Below are 16,641 nucleotides of genomic sequence, written 5' to 3' on the forward strand. Positions count from 1 at the left end.
TCGGCTGCCCGGCAAGGCGGGTAGCCGACCGTCACTGCCGCCGCTGCGCTGCCAGCGTGTTGTCCTGCTTCGTCTGCGTGCGGACCTCCGGCTTCACGCACACCGTGTCGCCCTCGAAGGCCTCGCGCCATACGTAGCCGCTGATGCAGGTCTGCGGGCCGTAGGGGCCGTTGGTCCAGCGCTGCGCGGCAGTGCGGTTCTGCGCCATCACCGCCCGGCGGGTTTCCGCCGGCACGCAGACCTTGTCACCAGCGCGTGCCTGCCGCCACACGAAACCATCCTTGCAGTCGTCCGCACTTTCCGCGAGGGCGGCCTTCAGGCGTTCCTCGACGTCGTCGGCACGGCCCCTGGCCCCCAGCGCGAAGCGGATGGCGTCACCGGCGGAGACCTTGGCGGCCCCCGCGAGCTGGGTGGCGGCGTCGAGCGCGACCTGCGCACTGGCGAGATCGCGCGACGCGGCGACGACCTGGCGTTGCGCGGGCACCTGCTCGCTGGCCCTGGCGGCGTCGGCGGCGGCGGTCTGCGCGGAATTCGCGGCACCGCTTGCAGCGCTGGCCACGCCGCGCGCGGCACGCAGGCCGCTGTGCTGGGGCCGCTGCGCAGTGAAACGTTCGGCCGCCGCCGCGGCGCGCTCCGCACTTGCCTGCGCGTCGCGGGCAGCCTTGCCGGCCTGACCGCTCCAGTCCTGCGCCTCCTTCACCATGGCGTCGGCGCGGGCGAGGCTCTCGTCGAACTGCGGGAAGGGTTTCGCCGGCTCGGCCTGAGGCGCCGGCCGCGGCGCGGGTGCCGGCGTGCTGGCGGGGGGAGGCGCGGGAACAGGCGTGCTGCCCGTCCCGGCCACCACTTCCGGGGCTGGATTGATGACGCTTTCGCCGTCGTCGCCCGCCAGCCACACGCCCACGCCGGCGGCGATGGCCGTGATCGCTACCGCCGCGCCGAGCAACAGGGGTTTGCGGCGATGCTTGCCGTCGCGCACCAGCGGCTCCAGCACCGCCAGCAGTTGGGTGACGTCGTAGTCCCAGCGCTTGTCCGACACTTCGCTGGCCTGCAGGCGCGCCAGCCCCTGTATGTCTTCCGGCAGGTCGGCGCGTGCCGGCATCGATGCACCACCCAGCAGCACCGGGATGACTACCCGCTGGCTGCGCAGGGCGGTGGCGATCTCCAGCCGGGTGAAGTCGTCGGGGTCGTCCAGCCGGCGGCGTCCCTGGCTGTCCTGCGCCTGCAGCCAGCCAGGCCCGATCAGGGCCAGCAGCACGTCGCTGCTGCTCACGGCGTGGTCGATGGCCTTGGCGAAGTCCACGCCGGGGCGGATGGTCTCGATGTCCATGAACACATGCGGCACGCCAAACCGCTCGCTCAGCGTATCCCGCAAGCGCCCGGCCCAGCCGGAGGCGTCGGCGCGGCGATAGCTGATGAAGATCCCGGACATGGTGTTCCCGCAGGCAATGATGGTGTGGGCAACATAGTCCGCAAGGCAGGGCGTTACCAGTTCCCATTCGGGAAAGCAGGCGGTGGCGGGACTGGACGTACCGTAGGCCGGCGACTACGCGTGCCGGCAGTGCTGCCCTACAAACCTTTCCGCGCGGAACTGTTCCAATGCCTCATCGATGAACCCGAGTGCGAAGGAGCTGCGCCATGCAGCGAAGACGCGAACTGGATGCCCTGCGCGGCCTGATGCTGGTGATGATGACCGTCACCCATCTGCCGGTGCAGCTGGCCGAGCGGCTGGGGCAACCGTTCGGGTTCGTGTCGGCGGCGGAAGGCTTCGTGTTCCTGTCCGCGTTCATGGCCGGAATGGTCTATACGCAGCGGGCGGCGAAGGATGGCATCCGCGCCATGCACCAGGCGTTCATGCGTCGGGCGCTGGTGATCTACGCCTGCCAGGCCGCGCTGCTGCTGTTCGTGTTCACGATCATCGCGGGCATCGGGGTGAAGATCCACCAGCCGGCCATCACCGATCTGCTGTCCTTCTTCCTGCATGAGCCGGTGCGGGCGCTGCTCGGCTCGCTGGCCCTGCTGTACAACCCGCCGCTGCTCGACATCCTGCCGCTCTACGTGATGCTGATGCTGGCCAGCCCCTTCCTGCTCGCCTGGGGCCTGCACCGTGGCTGGGCGGGCATCATGGCCGGCAGCGTGTTGCTGTGGCTGCTGGCGCAGTTCGGGCTGGGGGAGGCGCTCTACGAAGTGACCCTGGCGCGGACGGCATTGGGTATTCCGTACAGCGAGATGGGCGCCTTCGACAGTTTCGCGTGGCAGTTCCTGTGGGTGCTGGGTCTGTGGCTGGGGGCGGAATACACGCGGAGTGCGGCGCCGGGCGGGCGCCTGGAGGCCACGCACCATCCCGCGGACATGGCCGGCCTGCCGCGCTGGCTGCTGTGGACGGCGATCGGCATCGTGGTGACCGGCATGCTGTGGCGGCACATCGGCGGGCAGGCGCCCTTCGGGGCCAACGTGTCGCTCAACATGACCTTCGACAAGTGGCAGCTGGCGCCGCTGCGCCTGATCGGCTTCTTCGCGATGCTGGTGGTGGTGCTGCGTTTCGCCGAGCCGCTGGGCCGGCTGATCCGCATCCCCTTCCTGGAGACGCTGGGCGCGGCATCGCTACCGGTGTTCTGCGCCCACCTGGTGGCGGTGCTGCTGGCGCTGGCGCTCGCCGGCACCGCCGCGCAGCATTCGCGCTGGGTGGACGCCCTGCTGCTAACGGGCAGCTTCGCACTGCTCTACGTCGTGGCGCGCGCCTTCACCCACGTCGAGCACAAGGTGGTGCCCAGGCTGCGGCGACCGCCACGGCCGCCGGCCGAGCCACCCCTCAGCGCAGGTGTCCCGCAATGACCGTCTTCCACAGCGTGTAGCCGCTGTCGTTGAGGTGCAGGGCATCGGCGCGGAACAGGTCGCCACGCGGGTTGCCGTCGGCAGCCAGCATGGGGGTGAAGATGTCGATGAAATCCAGGTTGCTGCCGCTGGCCACGTACGCGCTGATCAGGGCATTGGTATGGCGGATCGATCCCAGCAGGCTGGCGCGCGACGGGCTGGGCTTGATCGACACGAAGGCGATGCGGGTGTCCGGCAACTGGGCGCGCACGCCTTCCACGAAGCCACGGAAACTCGCCAGCACTTCCTGCGGCGTATGGCCCTCGGCCAGATCGTTGTCGCCGGCATAGACGACCACCATGCGCGGGCGATAGGGCACCACGATGCGTGACAGGTACTGCTTGCAGTCTTCCAGCCGCGAGCCGCCGAAGCCGCGCTTGGTGATGACCACGCCTTCGCCGAACTGCTGTTCGAGGTCGTCCCACATGCGGATGGACGAGCTGCCCACGAACACCACGCCGCCTTGTGCCGGCGCCTTCAGGCGGTCGGCCTGCTCGAAGGCCGCGATGCTCGACTCCCAGCGACCCGGCGCGACCAGTGCAGCCGTCGCCACGCCCTGCGCATGCGCCCAGCTACCGGACAACAGGCCGAGCGCGGCGGCGAACAGGGTGTTGCGCAACAGGACGGAACGGGTGCGAGCAGCACGCAGCACAGCATTCATCGACGACTACCTCCACGACAGGAAAAAACCAACGCACGCAAAGACCGGCGGGCCTGGCAAATAGTTCGCAGATCCGGCGCGTTATGCACGCATAACGGCGCCGCGGTCCCGAAATGGCGACCGCCGGTCCGGATTACAGGGGAATTCGTCCGCAGGTCGACATCGACCCCGCTCGATGCGCGCGGACATGCAGCTAACTGCTGATCGGGCGATTGGTTGACGTCGATGTGGCGTGTTGCCGTAGCCCGACGTCGGACAGGTGCAACGGCGCTCGCAGAAAAGCAAAAGGCCCCGCCGAAGCGAGGCCTTTCTCATAGCCGTTGGAACAGGCACGGCTTTGAGCAAGCAGCGTGGCCGGGGACCAAGCCCCCGAAAACAAAACACCCCGCCGGAGCGGGGTGTTCGGAACGACCACGTACCGGTCGCGAAGCAATCGTCGCGAGCGGGTCGAGGTCAGGAGGAGCGGAAACGTACGGGAGTACGTTGAGCACCGGAGCCCTGAGATCGGCCCGCGCAGCAGATTGATTCGCGGGCCGGTTACATGCCCATGTCCATACCGCCCATGCCACCCATACCGCCCATGCCACCACCGCCAGCCGGCTTGTCTTCAGCCAGTTCGGCGACCAGTGCGTCGGTGGTCAGGATCAGCGAGGCCACGGAAGCGGCGTTCTGCAGGGCCGAGCGGGTCACCTTGGCCGGGTCCAGCACGCCCAGTTCCACCAGGTCGCCGTAGGTGCCGTTGGAGGCGTTGTAACCGAAGTTACCCTTGCCTTCGAGCACCTTGTTGATGACCACGGAGGGCTCGTCACCGGCGTTGGCGACGATCTGGCGCAGCGGCTCTTCGATCGCGCGCAGCACGATCTTGATGCCGGCGTCCTGGTCGGCGTTGTCGCCCTTCAGGTCGCCGATCGAAGCACGGGCGCGCAGCAGGGCCACGCCACCACCAGCGACCACGCCTTCTTCAACGGCGGCACGGGTGGCGTGCAGCGCGTCTTCCACGCGGGCCTTCTTTTCCTTCATTTCGACTTCGGTGGCAGCGCCAACCTTGATCACCGCAACACCGCCGGCCAGCTTGGCCTTGCGCTCCTGCAGCTTTTCCTTGTCGTAGTCGGAAGTCGAGGACTCGGTCAGCGACTCGATCTGGGCCACGCGGGCCTGGATCGCTTCGGCGGAACCGGCGCCGTCGATGATGATCGTGGTTTCCTTTTCCACTTCGATGCGCTTGGCCTGGCCCAGATCCTTCAGGGTGGCCTTTTCCAGCGACAGGCCGACTTCCTCGGCGATCACCTGGCCACCGGTCAGGATGGCGATGTCTTCCAGCATGGCCTTGCGACGGTCGCCGAAGCCAGGAGCCTTGACGGCCACGGTCTTCAGGATGCCGCGGATGTTGTTCACCACCAGGGTGGCCAGCGCTTCGCCGTCCACGTCTTCAGCGATGATCAGCAGCGGACGGCCGGCCTTCGCCACTTGCTCCAGCACCGGCAGCAGGTCGCGGATGTTGCTGATCTTCTTGTCGAACAGCAGCACGAAGGGGTTGTCCAGGGCAGCGATCTGCTTGTCCGGGTTGTTGATGAAGTACGGGCTCAGGTAGCCGCGGTCGAACTGCATGCCTTCGACGACGTCCAGCTCGTTTTCCAGGCTCTTGCCGTCTTCGACGGTGATCACGCCCGACTTGCCGACCTTGTCCATGGCTTCAGCGATGATGTCGCCGATGGAAGTGTCGCTGTTGGCGGAGATCGAACCCACCTGGGCGATTTCCTTGTTGGTGGTCGTCGGCTTGGCGTTCTTCTTCACCTCGGCGGTGATGGCAGCCACGGCCTTGTCGATGCCGCGCTTCAGGTCGGCCGGGTTGAAACCGGCGGCGACGTACTTGAAGCCTTCGCGCACGATGGCCTGGGCCAGCACGGTCGCGGTGGTGGTGCCGTCACCGGCGTTGTCGGAGGTCTTGGAAGCGACTTCCTTCACCAGCTGGGCGCCCATGTTCTCGAACTTGTCCTTCAGTTCGATTTCCTTGGCGACGGACACGCCGTCCTTGGTCACGGTCGGGGCGCCGAAGGAGCGCTCCAGCACCACGTTGCGGCCCTTCGGGCCCAGGGTCACCTTGACCGCGTTGGCCAGGATGTTGACGCCATTGACGATCTTCGCGCGAGCGTCGTCGCCGAACAGAACTTGTTTAGCTGCCATGTCTTGAAACTCCGGAAATTGGATTCGAATTCAGTGGAAGAACCGGAAGATGCGCGTCGCGAGCGGTTCGAGGCTGGTGCGAGAAGCGCAGCCGTACGGTTGTACGGCGAGCATCGCAGGGCCAGGATCGACCGCGCAGTAGCGCAGCGCCGGTTTTAGGCTTCGACGACGCCCATGATGTCTTCTTCGCGCATGACCAGCAGTTCCTCGCCGTCGACCTTCACGGTCTGGCCGGAGTACTTGCCGAACAGCACGCGGTCGCCAACCTTCACGTCCAGCTTGCGCACTTCGCCGCTCTCAAGGATCTTGCCGTTGCCGACGGCCAGGATCTGGCCCTGGTCCGGCTTCTCGCCGGCGCTGTCGGGGATGACGATGCCGCTGGCAGTCGTACGTTCGGCTTCAACACGCTTGACGATCACGCGATCGTGCAGGGGACGGATTTTCATAACCACTCCTAGGTTTGAAAACAATTGATAATCAATGGGATGTGAGCATCCCGCGGAAATCTGCGGAGGGTGCCGGCAGTGCGTTGGACGACACTTTGTTAGCACTCCCTCCGAGGGAGTGCTAATAATAGGTGCGGCAATGCGGCATTTCAAGAGCAGGAAACGTCTTGCCTGTTGATCAGGTAACCCGTCGGACGCCCTGACCGCGGCCGTAACACGGGCATCAGCAGGGGCCGGCCTTCTATCCGGCGGTAGCTGCCGGAACCGGCTTGCGGGCTCATATCCCGTTCTTTCCGTGATTCCTCCGCGCCATCCCTACATATGCTTCGTCGCAGTCTCCTTGCCGTGTTGGTCCTAGCCGCCACCGGCTGCCAGCGCCATGCGCCGACCCCGTCCGGCGGGCAGGCCGAGGTGGTGCCCCGTGCGGGCCCGGTCTTCAACGAGGCATTCACGGATGGCTTCGAAGCCAGGGTGGGCGACCAGATCTACCGCTTCCGCAGCCAGGTTGTCGGCGAGTTGTCCCTGCCCTCTGGCCGGCTGCTGGCCTGCGATCCGCTGGTGAGTTGCAGCGAGCCCTTCACGGGCCGGGTGCCGGTCGGGCGCTTCCCTTTGCATCTGGCCATCGCCCGCAACGGCGAGGACGAGCGCATCGCGCTGGCGAAGATCGTCTTCGCCGAGGGGCCGATCGTGTCCTGGGAGCTGGCGCTCACCGCGGGGCAGGATGTCTCGACGCTGAAGCCGGGGGAGTTCTTCGGTTACGGCGTCGACAGCGGGACGGGTGGCTTCATGGATGCGGACGCGCTGGCGTTGTTCGAAGCCGAACGCGCGCGGGGGGGGCAGGCCTTCGACCAGCAGCTTTTCGACGCGCTGGACAGGACTTATCGCCACACCCGCAGCTGGCACCTCTACCAGACCAGCGGCGGAACGGTGGCGATGTTCTCGAGCGGCTACGGCGATGGCGCGTATCCCACCTACCGGGCTTACGACAAGGCGGGCAGGCTGGTCGCGGTGATCACCGATTTCATGATCGTGCCATGGCGCTGAGCGCCCGTGCCCCCATGCTCAGGCAGGTAGCGGCCGGGCTGTTCATGCTGCTGGTGGTGTCCAGCGCGGCGGCGGCCTGTTACCTGTGGCAGCTCCGCTGCGAGAACTTCGGCTGCACCGGCCTGGGCATCGCCTGGGCGATGTGGGCTGGCGTCCTGTACGCACCGGGCTTGATACTCGGCCTGGTGCTGCGCTTCAGCTTTGCCGCCGGCCCCCGCTGTGCGTGCATGGTCCATTACGGACTGCTGCTGCACGTTCTTCTCGGCGTGTCGCTGGCGGCGTATCACGGCTTGATTGCGCCCTGAGCCTCGTTGTGTCGACGACTCATCCATCGACTCACATCTCCTGACCTTGCCCCTGTCGAAGAAAGCGCCCGCATGAGCCTGGACCCCGCCGACGAACCGCCCATCGACAACGCGCTGGCGCACTACATGGAAGCGCGAGCGCTGGACATCGCGCGGGAGAAGGCCGGCACGCCGGCCGAGCGTGCGAAGCTCGCCACACTGTGCGCGCTGCGCGAGCGGCTGATGACGCAACGCGGCGCCTTCGATCGCCAGGCGGTTGCCGCCCGCCATGCGCGCGGTGAAGTCTATTCAGCGGCCCGCGTGGCGGCGATCAATGCGATGGGTCCGACGCGCGACGACATGGATCGCGACGTGCGCACGCTGTACGCGGCGCAATCGAGCGTGGACGAGGTGCTGCGCACCCATGCCCGCACGCACTTCGTCTATGCGCTGATGTCTTCGCGCCTGCTGCTGGCGGAGCACACGCCCGACATCGCCGCCGCCGCGCGCGCCATGCAGCAGCAGGAAGAAGCGTTCGCCGCGGCATGGCTGGCGTGCATCGGCGACGACGCCTTCCTGGCCGAAGTACGCGCGCTCCAGCGGGAGGCGTTGGGGGTGCTGCGCACATCCACCCGGGCGATGTACTTCGTGGCGCAACCTGACACCGTGGCCAGCGTGGCGCTCGACGACACCGACGCGCAGGTGCTGGGCAAGGCCTGGAAGAAACTCGACGAACTGGCCGTATCGCTGGGGCAGGCGCCGCTGTCCGGCTTCATCGCGGTGCCCGGCGAGGACGATGCCGCAGGCGTCGATGCGGCGCAGTTGCTGCCAGTCGTCGATGCACTGCTCGCGGCCTTGTCGACGCCAGCGCACAAGCTGTCGGGCAAGCGCGCCACGCTGGCGGTGCTGGGGAAGCTGCGCGAGGCCCTGGTGCTGCTGGCGCAACAGGGCGGCCGCGGCTACTTCGACATCGATCTGTAGTAGCGGCGTCGACGCCTGCAGCGGATGCTCAGACGCTCATCCCGGCCGCATATCCGCTGGCCCAGGCCCACTGGAAGTTGTAGCCGCCCAGCCAGCCGGTGACGTCCATGACTTCGCCGACGAAATGCAGGCCGGGCACCTGTTTCGCCATCATCGTCTTCTGGTCCAGCGCGCGGGTGTCGACGCCGCCGCGTGTGACTTCGGCCTTGCGATAGCCTTCGGAGCCGGCAGGTGTGAGTTGCCAGGCTTGTACGCCGCGGGCGAGTTCGCGCAGGGCCTTGTCGGCGCAGTCGGCAATCGGCTTGCCGGCCAGCCCGGCGCGTTCCACCCAGGCGTCGGCCAGGCGACGCGGCAGCCACTGGGCCAGCACGCTGGCGACATGCTGGCGGTTGCCGTGCTTGGCGGCGATCAGGGATTCGTCGAGGCGCTGGTCGGGCACGAGGTCGATGCTCAGCGTGTCGCCCGGTTGCCAGAAGGACGAGATCTGCAGGATGGCCGGGCCGGACAGGCCGCGGTGGGTGAACAGCAGGTCCTCGCGGAAGTGCCCTTCGGCGCAGCTCACCTCCACCTCCAGCGATGCGCCGGCCAGTTGCGCGAAGGGCGCCCAGGCGGCGGGGTCGAACGTCAGCGGGACCAGTGCCGGACGCGGCGCGATCAGCGGAATGCCGAACTGCTTCGCGATGCGGAATCCGAAATCGGTGGCGCCGATCTTCGGGATGGACAGGCCGCCGGTGGCGATGACCACCGACGCGACCCGCAGCGCGCCCTGGCTGGTGTCCAGCAGCCAGGCATCGCCTTCGCGGCGCATGGCCTGCACCGCGCAGGGGCGGCGCCAGCTCACGCCTCCCGCGTCGCATTCGGCCACCAGCATGCTGATGATGTCCTGCGCGCTGTCGTCGCAGAACAACTGGCCGCGGTGCTTCTCGTGCCAGGCGATGCCGTGGCGTTCCACCAGCTTGAGGAAATCCTGCGGCGTGTAGCGCGACAGGGCGGCACGGCAGAAGTGCGGGTTGTCGGAGAGGAAGTTGGCCGGGCCGGCGCCGATGTTGGTGAAATTGCAGCGCCCACCGCCGGAGATGCGGATCTTCTCCGCCAGCTTCTCGGCGTGGTCGATCAGCACCAACTTGCGGCCACGCTGGCCGGCGACCGCTGCGGCCATCATGCCTGCCGCGCCAGCGCCGATGACCGCGACGTCGAACTGGGCGGCGGGATGTTGTGTCATGCGGCGATGATAGCGTGGCCGCGTGCGGGCTCCGGCACATGAACGAAAGCCGTGCAGCCCGGGCGGTGATGCCCGCACACCCGGTGATATGCCAGCATGGCAGCCCGCATTCCCGAGGATCATCGCCGTGCCCCGCCTGCTGCCGGACCTGCTCACCACCCGACGCCTGATCCTGCGCGCGCCGCGGATGGACGACGCCGCCACCCTCTTCCAGCGCTACACGCAGGACGCGGCGGTGGCGCGCTACATGGTGTGGCGGCCGCATACGGCCTTGTCGCAGGCCGAGGGATTCCTCGCCGGCTGCCTGCAGGACTGGGACACGGGCAAGCGGCAGGCCTACGTGCTGGCCCTGGCGGAGACGCCGCAGGAGGCCATCGGCATGGTCGACGCACGTCCGGCCGGCGGCACCGTGGACCTCGGCTACGTGCTTGCCCGCAGCCATTGGGGCGCCGGCCTGATGCCGGAGGCGGTGGAGGCCGTCGCCGCAGCGGCGCTGGTGCGCCCCGGTGGCTTCCGCGTGCAGGCCACCTGCGACGTGGACAACCGCGCCTCGGCGCGCACGCTGGAGAAGGCCGGCTTCAGCCGCGAAGGGCGGCTCGAACGCCTGACCGTGCATCCCGACCTCGGTAGCGAACCGCGCGCCTGCTTCATGTACGCACGCTGCAGGTGAAGCATTCGCGTGCGGTGCACCGGCATGCGCTGGCGTGCGAAGTGTTATCGTCCGCAACGATCCAACGTACCGCCCGGATCCTCAGGCGTCGCCAACGGCGCGCGCAGGGCTCCGGGCACCGCAGTCATGACCCAGACCACCACCACCGACACTACAGAAACCACTTCCGAAGCCGCGTCGCCCAACGCCCGCGAGCTGCTGAAATCCCTTCACGACGCTTACCCGGTGCTCGCCAACCACCAGCCGCTGGCCATCGGCATCGACAAGCAGTTGCTGGCGGCGCAGCCCGGCATCAACCGCAAGCAGTTGCGCCTGGCGCTGGGCATGCATACGCATACCGTGCGCTACCTCAAGACGCTGCAGGAAGCGACGCAGCGTTTCGACCTGGCAGGGAATGCTGCCGGCGAGGTGACGGCCGAGCAGCGCGAGGTGGCCGGCAAGGAACTGGTGGAGCGCTTCAGGAAGCGGGCCCAGGCCAACAAGGCGGCTGTTGCGGCCAAGCAGGCTGCCGAGAAGAAGGAGCGGGCGGAGAAAGAGCGGGTCCAGAAGCTGGACCAGCTGGTCAGCAAGTTCTCGCGGAAGTGACCGTGGTTGCTTGAGCGTCGGCCGCGGCCGCAGCCGGTGCGAGACTGAAGCGTTCGCCGGCTTCGCTCATCAGGCGGGCCAGCGTCAGGTGCAGGTGGTCGCGCCAGGACGGCATCCCGGCCAGTTCGCGGTGCACCCAGTCGGCCACCTTGTCGCGCCCTGCCACGATGTGGCCCAGCCACTGCTCCTCATTCGCCCAGGCAAAGGCCACCGGGCCGGCGATGTCGGTCGCGACCGGGCCGGCGCAGGTGCTGAAGTGCACCGTCAGGCCGGTGATGTGGCGCAGGGTGTTGCCGGAGGGCAGGTGCTCCCAACTGGTGAGCAGGTAGGTCTGGCGGTTCATGGTCAGGCATTCGCAGTGTGCTAAGCCTGTATAGCGGCGAAAGCCGCGGCGACCTCATCGGGACTCGCCGCCGGATGCCAAACCTTTCACGCCGCAAATTGCAAACAATCATGGCGCTAGGCATCGCATCGCCGTGACGGCGCGCCCGACGCAGTGCTGCCTACGCCCGCTGCGTGGTGGCGAAAGGCGAGCGGCCCAGCCGTGCCGCCATGTCGGCGAGGCTCAGCACTTCCGCCGCGGGGCTGCGGGCGAGGGCGGAAGCCGGCATGAGCGACGAGGATGCCTCCGCCGGGCGCTGCACCCAGCCGCGCCCCCCCGCCGCGAGGATGGCCGCCAGTCCGTCGGAGCCATCGTCATTGGCGCCGCTCAGCACGATGCCCAGCAGGCCCTCGGCGTACACGTCGGCCGCGGCCTCGAACAGCACGTCGATGGAAGGGCGGGCGAAACACACCGGCTCGTCGGACGACAGGGACAGCAGCGGCCCGGCGTCTCCCCGGTCGATCAGCAGGTGGTAGTCGGGCGGCGCGAAGTACACCGTGCCGCGCGCCACCGGCTCCTTGTCGGCGGCCTCGTACACCGGTCGCCGGCAGCGTGGCGTGAAGATGTCGGCGAGCAGGCTGGGCCGTTCGCGCGGCAGGTGCTGCACGATGAATACCGGCAGGTCGAAATCGGCGGGCAGGGCGGAGAGCAGCGTGGAAAGCGCCTCCACGCCGCCGGCCGATGCACCGATGGCAATCGCATCCACGGCCGGGCCGGATCGCGCCGGCCGCTTGCCGAGGCGGATCACGCCGGCCCCCGCTTCTGGTACAGCTTGTCCACCCGCGACAGCTCGTCGAAGCGCTCGGCGTAGGACGAGAAGCGCAGCGATTCCTTGGCGCCCAGGCCGAGGAAGCCCTTGTGGCACAGCGCCTCGTGGAACAGGCCGATGGCGCGGTCCTGCAGCTCGCGGTTGAAGTAGATCAGCACGTTGCGGCAGGACACGAACTGCACTTCCGCGAACACGCTGTCGGTCGCCAGGCTGTGATCGGAGAACACGATGTGCTTGCGGAAGGACTTGTCGAAGATCGCCCGCCCGTAGGCGGCGGTGTAGTACTCCGACAGCGAGCTGCGCGCGCCCGAGCGCTGGTGGTTGGCGGTGAAGCCGGCAATCCGCTCGATGTCGTACACCCCCGCCTCGGCCCGCTGCAGCGCGTGGGCGTTGATGTCGGTGGCGTAGATCAGCGAGCGCTCCAGCAAGCCCTCCTCGTGCAGCAGGATGGCCAGCGAGTACACCTCCTCGCCCGCGCTGCAGCCGGCCACCCAGAACTTCAGCGAGGGGTAGGTGCGCAGCAGCGGCACCACCTGCTCGCGGATGGACAGGAAGTAGGACGGGTCGCGGAACATCTCGCTGACCTGCACGGTGAGGAACTCCAGCAGCGCGGGGAACATCGCCGGCTCGTGCAGCACGCGGTCCTGCAGTTGCGACAGCGTCTTGCAGCCGAAGCGCTCCATCGCCGTGGTGAGACGGCGCTTGATCGACGCGCCCGCGTATTCGCGGAAGTCGTAGTGGTACTTCAGGTAGATCGCCTCGACGAGCAATTGCAGCTCGATCTCGGCGACCCGTCCGCTGGTCCTGGTGTCGCTCACAGTGCCTCGCTCGTCATGCCGCTCACTTCACCGTCCTATTTGCGCAGCCAGACGCGTACCAGCGACAGCAGCTTCTCCACATCCAGCGGCTTGGAGATGTAGTCGTTGGCGCCGGCGGCCAGGCACTTCTCGTGGTCGTCGCGCATGGCCTTGGCGGTCAGCGCGATGATCGGCAGCTTCTTCCACTGCGCACGCTTGCGGATCTCGCGCATCGCGGTCATGCCATCCATCTCCGGCATCATGATGTCCATCAGCACGAGGTCGAACTCGTCGCCGCTCTGCTCGGCCTGCTCCAGCGCGGTGATGCACTCGCGGCCATTGCGGGTGATGGTGACCGCCGCGCCACGCAGTTCCAGCAGGCTGTTGAGCGCGAACACATTGCGCACGTCGTCTTCCGCCACCAGGATGCGGCGGCCTTCCAGCGTGGCGTCGCGGTCGCGCGCCATCTGCAGCATGCGGCGGCGCTCGACGGGCAGGTTGGCCTCGACCTGGTGAAGGAACAGCGTCACCTCGTCGAGCAGGCGCTCCGGCGAACGGGCGTCCTTGATGATGATGGAGCGCGAATAGCGGCGCAGGCGCTGTTCCTCGTCGCGGCTCAGGCTGCGGCCGGTGTAGACGATGACCGGCGGGAAGGACACGTCCTCCTGGCTGGCCATCGTCTCCAGCAGCTCGTAGCCGCTGACGCCGGGCAGTGCCAGGTCCATCACCATGCAGTCGAAGGTGTTGGCCCTCAGCAAGGCAAGGCCTTCGGCGGCGCTCGCCACTGCCGTCACCCGCACGCCGTCGTTGGCGAGCAGATGGCACATGCTCTCGCGCTGGCGCTCGTCGTCCTCCACTACCAGCACGTGGCGCAGGCTCTGCGACAGCTTGGCTTCCAGGCGCTCGAAGGCGGACACCAGTTCCTCGCGCTTCACCGGCTTCAGCGCGTAGCCGACCGCGCCCAGGCCCATGGCCTCCTGCGCGTAGTCGGCCACCGACAGCATATGTACTGGAATGTGGCGGGTCTGCGGCGTGCGCTTCAACTGGTCCAGCATCCCCAGGCCGGAATAGTCCGGCAGGTTCACGTCCAGCAGGATGGCGCTGGGCAGGAACTGCAGGGCGGCCTTGAGGCCGTCGCCCGAGGTGTGGGTGACGATGCTCTGGAAGTGCAGCTCCTCTGCCAGGTCGCGCAGGATGGCGGCGAAGCGCACGTCATCCTCGACGATGAGGATCAGGCGCGACGTCGGTGACAACCGGTCGCGGTCGTCCTCGATCTGCGGGGGCGACAGCGCCTGGTTGGGGTCGGCGGGCACGTTCCATTGCGACGGTGCCGGCGGCGGGCTCACCGCCGCGATGCCGCGCGGCGCCTCGGCGACCGGGGCCGCCCGGCTGGCGGACACGCTCACCGGCGGCGGGGCGATGTCGGAAGGCACGTGCTGCAGCGGAATGGTCAGCGCGAAGACGCTGCCTTCGCCCGGCGTGCTGCGCACGGTGACGTCACCGCCCAGCAGGCGGGCGAGGTCGCGCGAGATCGACAGGCCCAGGCCGGTGCCGCCGTACTTGCGGTGGGTGCTGCCGTCGGCCTGGCGGAAGGCCTCGAAGATGATGTCCTGCTGGTGCGCGGGAATGCCGATGCCGGTGTCCTGCACGGCGAACACCACGTGGTCGCCCTGTTGCGCGATGTGCAGGCTGACGCTGCCCTTCTCGGTGAACTTCAGCGCATTGGACAGCAGGTTCTTGAGGATCTGCCCCAGGCGCTGCGGGTCGGTGTCCAGCGTGGCCGGCGTGCCCGGCTCGATGGATGCGGTGAGCGTCAGCTGCTTCTGCTCGGCGACCGGCTGCAGCGTCGCCACCAGGTTCTCCACCGTGGTGACCAGCGCGACCGGCTCCATGTTCAACTCGACCTGGCCGGCTTCGATCTTTGCCAGGTCCAGGATGTCGTTGATCAGCACCAGCAGGTCGGTGCCGGCCGACCAGATGGTGCGGGCGAACTTCACCTGCTGTTCGCTCAGGTTGCCGTCCTTGTTGTCCGCCAGCAGCGTGGCGAGGATGAGCGTGGAGTTCAGCGGCGTGCGCAGCTCGTGGCTCATGTTGGCGAGGAACTCGCTCTTGTACTGGCTGGCGCGCTCCAGCTCGGTGGCCTTGTCGGCCAGCACGTCCTGTGCACGGGTCAGCTCGTCCTTCTGGTTCTCCAGCAGCTGGGTCTGCTCCTCCAGCTGCGAGTTGGTCTGCTCCAGCTCGGCCTGCTGCGCTTCCATCTGCGCCTGCGAGGCGCGCAGGATGCGGCCGTGCTCCTCCAGCTCCTCGTTGCTGACGCGCAGCTCTTCCTGCTGGGCCTGCAGCTCCTCGGACTGGCGCTGGGTCTCCTCCAGCAGCTCGACCAGGCGACGACGATCGCGTGCCGAGCGCACCGCGACGCCGAGCTGCTCGGACACGCGTTCCAGCAGCTCGCGGTCGGCCGCTTCCAGCTTGCGGAAGAAGCCCAGCTCCAGCACGCCCTGCACCACGCCGTCGTCCAGCAGCGGCACCACCAGCAGTTCGCGCGGCTTGCCGCGGCCGGCGCCGGAGGCGACGTCGAGGTAACCATCGGGCACATCGCGTACGTGCAGGGCCACGCCATCCTTGGCGGCCTGGCCAGCCAGGCTGTCGCCCGGGCGCAGGGTCTGCGCCAGCGAATCGCCGCCGCTGGTGGTGGCATAGCGCCCGACGCGGCGCAGGATGCCTTCTTCCTGCGCATACATGGCACCGACCCGCGCATCCGCATAGCCGGCGAGGAAGGCCAGGGCCTTGTCGGCCAGCAGTTCCAGCCGCGCTTCGCCCTGGATCTGCGTCACCAGGCCGGTCTGGCCGTTGCGCACCCAGGCGGTCAGCTGGCGGGCGCGGTAGTCGCGCGAGGTCATGAAGGCCGAGGCGAAGATCACCAGCAGCACGATGCCGCCGCCGCCCCAGGTGATCATCGCCGACAGGTCGGCCGCGCTTTGCCAGGCCTGTTCCCGTTCCGCCATGCGCGCAATTTCCACGCGCTCCGCCTCCGCCAGCACGATACGGGCGCGATCCATGGAGGCCCGGCCGCGGTCGGACTGGACGATCGCCAGCGCCTCTTCGGTCCTGCCGGTGCGGCGCAGCGTGATGGTCTCTTCGAGTTCGGCCATCTTGTCGCTGGCCAGCTGGCTCAGCGCGTCCACCGATTCCCTGTCCAGCGTGCCGCGCTCGGCCAGTTGCCCCAACCCGCGCAACTGGCTGGCCAGGCGCGCCTTGGCGGCGTTGTACGGTTCGAGATAGGACTCCTTGCCGGTGAGCAGGAAGCCGCGCTGCCCGGTCTCTGCATCCTGCAGCGAGGAGAAGGTGGCCTGGCGCAGCGCGATGGCCTGGCGCAGCTGCTCGACGTAGTTGCGCGCCTCGGTGCGGACCTGCAGCGCCTGCCAGGACGCCACTGCCATGACGATGACCGCCACGATCTTGATGACGAAGGCTGCCATCGGTCCCGGTGGCAGCGGTGCACCGGAGCGGGCGGCGCGGCCGGAATCGCGGGCATGCGCTGTCTGCAGGGAATTCACGGTCTGCTCACCGTTTGACCATCGGAAGATCGTCACAGCAATTCCTCTTTGTCTCGATGTTGTTGTCGGATGTGTAGCCGGCTGGGTGGGTCATGCCATGCGGCAGGATGCTGCCGTTGCGGCCCGTTCGGGGCGGGGCGCGCTGCGCATCGTTCGTCGCTGGCTGCTGAAAACAAACCGGGAATCCT

The 16,641-nt window shown here is 67.9% G+C and carries 15 protein-coding genes; 6 read left to right on the forward strand and 9 right to left on the reverse strand.

The window, feature by feature from the left end:
* Positions 1-31 precede the first annotated feature (31 nt).
* Entirely contained in the window at positions 32-1,429 is a 1,398-nt protein-coding gene (locus tag VVD47_RS12845; RefSeq protein WP_327603867.1) for a toll/interleukin-1 receptor domain-containing protein, read from the reverse strand.
* Positions 1,430-1,635: 206 nt separating this feature from the next.
* On the opposite strand from VVD47_RS12845, the gene opgC reads away from it, so the two are divergent.
* A complete protein-coding gene (gene opgC, locus VVD47_RS12850; RefSeq protein ID WP_327603868.1) occupies positions 1,636-2,832 on the forward strand; it encodes an OpgC domain-containing protein in 1,197 nt (398 codons plus the stop codon).
* On the opposite strand, the gene VVD47_RS12855 is transcribed toward opgC, so the two are convergent.
* From VVD47_RS12855 to VVD47_RS12865, 3 genes are all read right to left on the reverse strand, one after another.
* A complete protein-coding gene (locus VVD47_RS12855) occupies positions 2,810-3,532 on the reverse strand; it encodes an SGNH/GDSL hydrolase family protein (RefSeq protein WP_327603869.1) in 723 nt (240 codons plus the stop codon). The two genes, opgC and VVD47_RS12855, sit on opposite strands and share 23 nt — an antisense overlap.
* 537 nt (positions 3,533-4,069) lie before the next feature.
* Positions 4,070-5,716: a chaperonin GroEL gene (groL, locus tag VVD47_RS12860; RefSeq protein WP_327603870.1), complete on the reverse strand. Its 1,647-nt coding sequence runs from the start codon at positions 5,714-5,716 to the stop codon at positions 4,070-4,072.
* Positions 5,717-5,871: 155 nt separating this feature from the next.
* Positions 5,872-6,162 (reverse strand): co-chaperone GroES, encoded by a 291-nt coding sequence (locus VVD47_RS12865; protein WP_327603871.1) that lies wholly within the window; start codon positions 6,160-6,162, stop codon positions 5,872-5,874.
* Positions 6,163-6,507: 345 nt separating this feature from the next.
* On the opposite strand from VVD47_RS12865, the gene VVD47_RS12870 reads away from it, so the two are divergent.
* The 3 genes from VVD47_RS12870 (at position 6,508) to VVD47_RS12880 (ending at position 8,471) form a co-directional block, all read left to right on the forward strand.
* Complete coding sequence (locus VVD47_RS12870; protein ID WP_327603872.1) at positions 6,508-7,206, forward strand: DUF4241 domain-containing protein; 699 nt, start codon at positions 6,508-6,510, stop codon at positions 7,204-7,206.
* Positions 7,197-7,511, forward strand: a complete 315-nt coding sequence (locus VVD47_RS12875; RefSeq protein WP_327603873.1) for a hypothetical protein — start codon at positions 7,197-7,199, stop codon at positions 7,509-7,511. The genes VVD47_RS12870 and VVD47_RS12875 overlap by 10 nt, the downstream gene beginning before the upstream one ends.
* A gap of 72 nt (positions 7,512-7,583) precedes the next feature.
* Entirely contained in the window at positions 7,584-8,471 is an 888-nt protein-coding gene (locus VVD47_RS12880) for a hypothetical protein (RefSeq protein ID WP_327603874.1), read from the forward strand.
* A gap of 28 nt (positions 8,472-8,499) precedes the next feature.
* On the opposite strand, the gene VVD47_RS12885 is transcribed toward VVD47_RS12880, so the two are convergent.
* A complete protein-coding gene (locus tag VVD47_RS12885) occupies positions 8,500-9,693 on the reverse strand; it encodes an NAD(P)/FAD-dependent oxidoreductase (RefSeq protein WP_327603875.1) in 1,194 nt (397 codons plus the stop codon).
* Positions 9,694-9,820: 127 nt separating this feature from the next.
* Here VVD47_RS12885 and VVD47_RS12890 point away from each other — a divergent pair, with 127 nt between their 5' ends.
* Both VVD47_RS12890 and VVD47_RS12895 read left to right on the forward strand, forming a co-directional pair.
* The gene (locus tag VVD47_RS12890) at positions 9,821-10,363 is read left to right on the forward strand and encodes a GNAT family N-acetyltransferase (RefSeq protein ID WP_327603876.1); all 543 of its coding nucleotides are present in this window, start codon (positions 9,821-9,823) and stop codon (positions 10,361-10,363) included.
* A 126-nt stretch (positions 10,364-10,489) separates the two neighbouring features.
* A complete protein-coding gene (locus tag VVD47_RS12895) occupies positions 10,490-10,948 on the forward strand; it encodes a ProQ/FinO family protein (protein WP_327603877.1) in 459 nt (152 codons plus the stop codon).
* Here VVD47_RS12895 and VVD47_RS12900 read toward each other — a convergent pair.
* The 4 genes from VVD47_RS12900 to VVD47_RS12915 form a co-directional block, all read right to left on the reverse strand.
* On the reverse strand, positions 10,926-11,291 hold the full coding sequence (locus tag VVD47_RS12900) for a hypothetical protein (protein ID WP_327603878.1): 366 nt from the start codon (positions 11,289-11,291) through the stop codon (positions 10,926-10,928). The two genes, VVD47_RS12895 and VVD47_RS12900, sit on opposite strands and share 23 nt — an antisense overlap.
* A 160-nt stretch (positions 11,292-11,451) precedes the next feature.
* On the reverse strand, positions 11,452-12,078 hold the full coding sequence (locus VVD47_RS12905; protein ID WP_327603879.1) for a chemotaxis protein CheB: 627 nt from the start codon (positions 12,076-12,078) through the stop codon (positions 11,452-11,454).
* Entirely contained in the window at positions 12,075-12,917 is an 843-nt protein-coding gene (locus tag VVD47_RS12910; protein ID WP_327603880.1) for a CheR family methyltransferase, read from the reverse strand. Before VVD47_RS12910 ends, VVD47_RS12905 begins: the two co-directional genes overlap by 4 nt.
* A 35-nt stretch (positions 12,918-12,952) precedes the next feature.
* Positions 12,953-16,453, reverse strand: a complete 3,501-nt coding sequence (locus VVD47_RS12915; protein ID WP_327603881.1) for a response regulator — start codon at positions 16,451-16,453, stop codon at positions 12,953-12,955.
* Positions 16,454-16,641: the final 188 nt, after the last annotated feature.

Origin of the sequence: Uliginosibacterium sp. H1, from assembly GCF_036017065.1 — a bacterium.
In the GTDB taxonomy this organism is placed as follows: Bacteria; Pseudomonadota; Gammaproteobacteria; order Burkholderiales; family Rhodocyclaceae; genus Uliginosibacterium.

What these genes read in the sequence shown, in the direction of transcription:
- VVD47_RS12880 (WP_327603874.1), top strand. Translation starts at nt 7,584, where the DNA reads ATGAGCCTGGACCCCGCCGACGAACCGCCCATCGACAACGCGCTGGCG.
- VVD47_RS12885 (WP_327603875.1), bottom strand. Translation starts at nt 9,693, where the DNA reads ATGACACAACATCCCGCCGCCCAGTTCGACGTCGCGGTCATCGGCGCT.
- VVD47_RS12855 (WP_327603869.1), bottom strand. Translation starts at nt 3,532, where the DNA reads ATGAATGCTGTGCTGCGTGCTGCTCGCACCCGTTCCGTCCTGTTGCGC.
- VVD47_RS12900 (WP_327603878.1), bottom strand. Translation starts at nt 11,291, where the DNA reads ATGAACCGCCAGACCTACCTGCTCACCAGTTGGGAGCACCTGCCCTCC.
- VVD47_RS12845 (WP_327603867.1), bottom strand. Translation starts at nt 1,429, where the DNA reads ATGTCCGGGATCTTCATCAGCTATCGCCGCGCCGACGCCTCCGGCTGG.
- VVD47_RS12895 (WP_327603877.1), top strand. Translation starts at nt 10,490, where the DNA reads ATGACCCAGACCACCACCACCGACACTACAGAAACCACTTCCGAAGCC.
- VVD47_RS12865 (WP_327603871.1), bottom strand. Translation starts at nt 6,162, where the DNA reads ATGAAAATCCGTCCCCTGCACGATCGCGTGATCGTCAAGCGTGTTGAA.
- VVD47_RS12875 (WP_327603873.1), top strand. Translation starts at nt 7,197, where the DNA reads ATGGCGCTGAGCGCCCGTGCCCCCATGCTCAGGCAGGTAGCGGCCGGG.
- opgC (WP_327603868.1), top strand. Translation starts at nt 1,636, where the DNA reads ATGCAGCGAAGACGCGAACTGGATGCCCTGCGCGGCCTGATGCTGGTG.
- groL (WP_327603870.1), bottom strand. Translation starts at nt 5,716, where the DNA reads ATGGCAGCTAAACAAGTTCTGTTCGGCGACGACGCTCGCGCGAAGATC.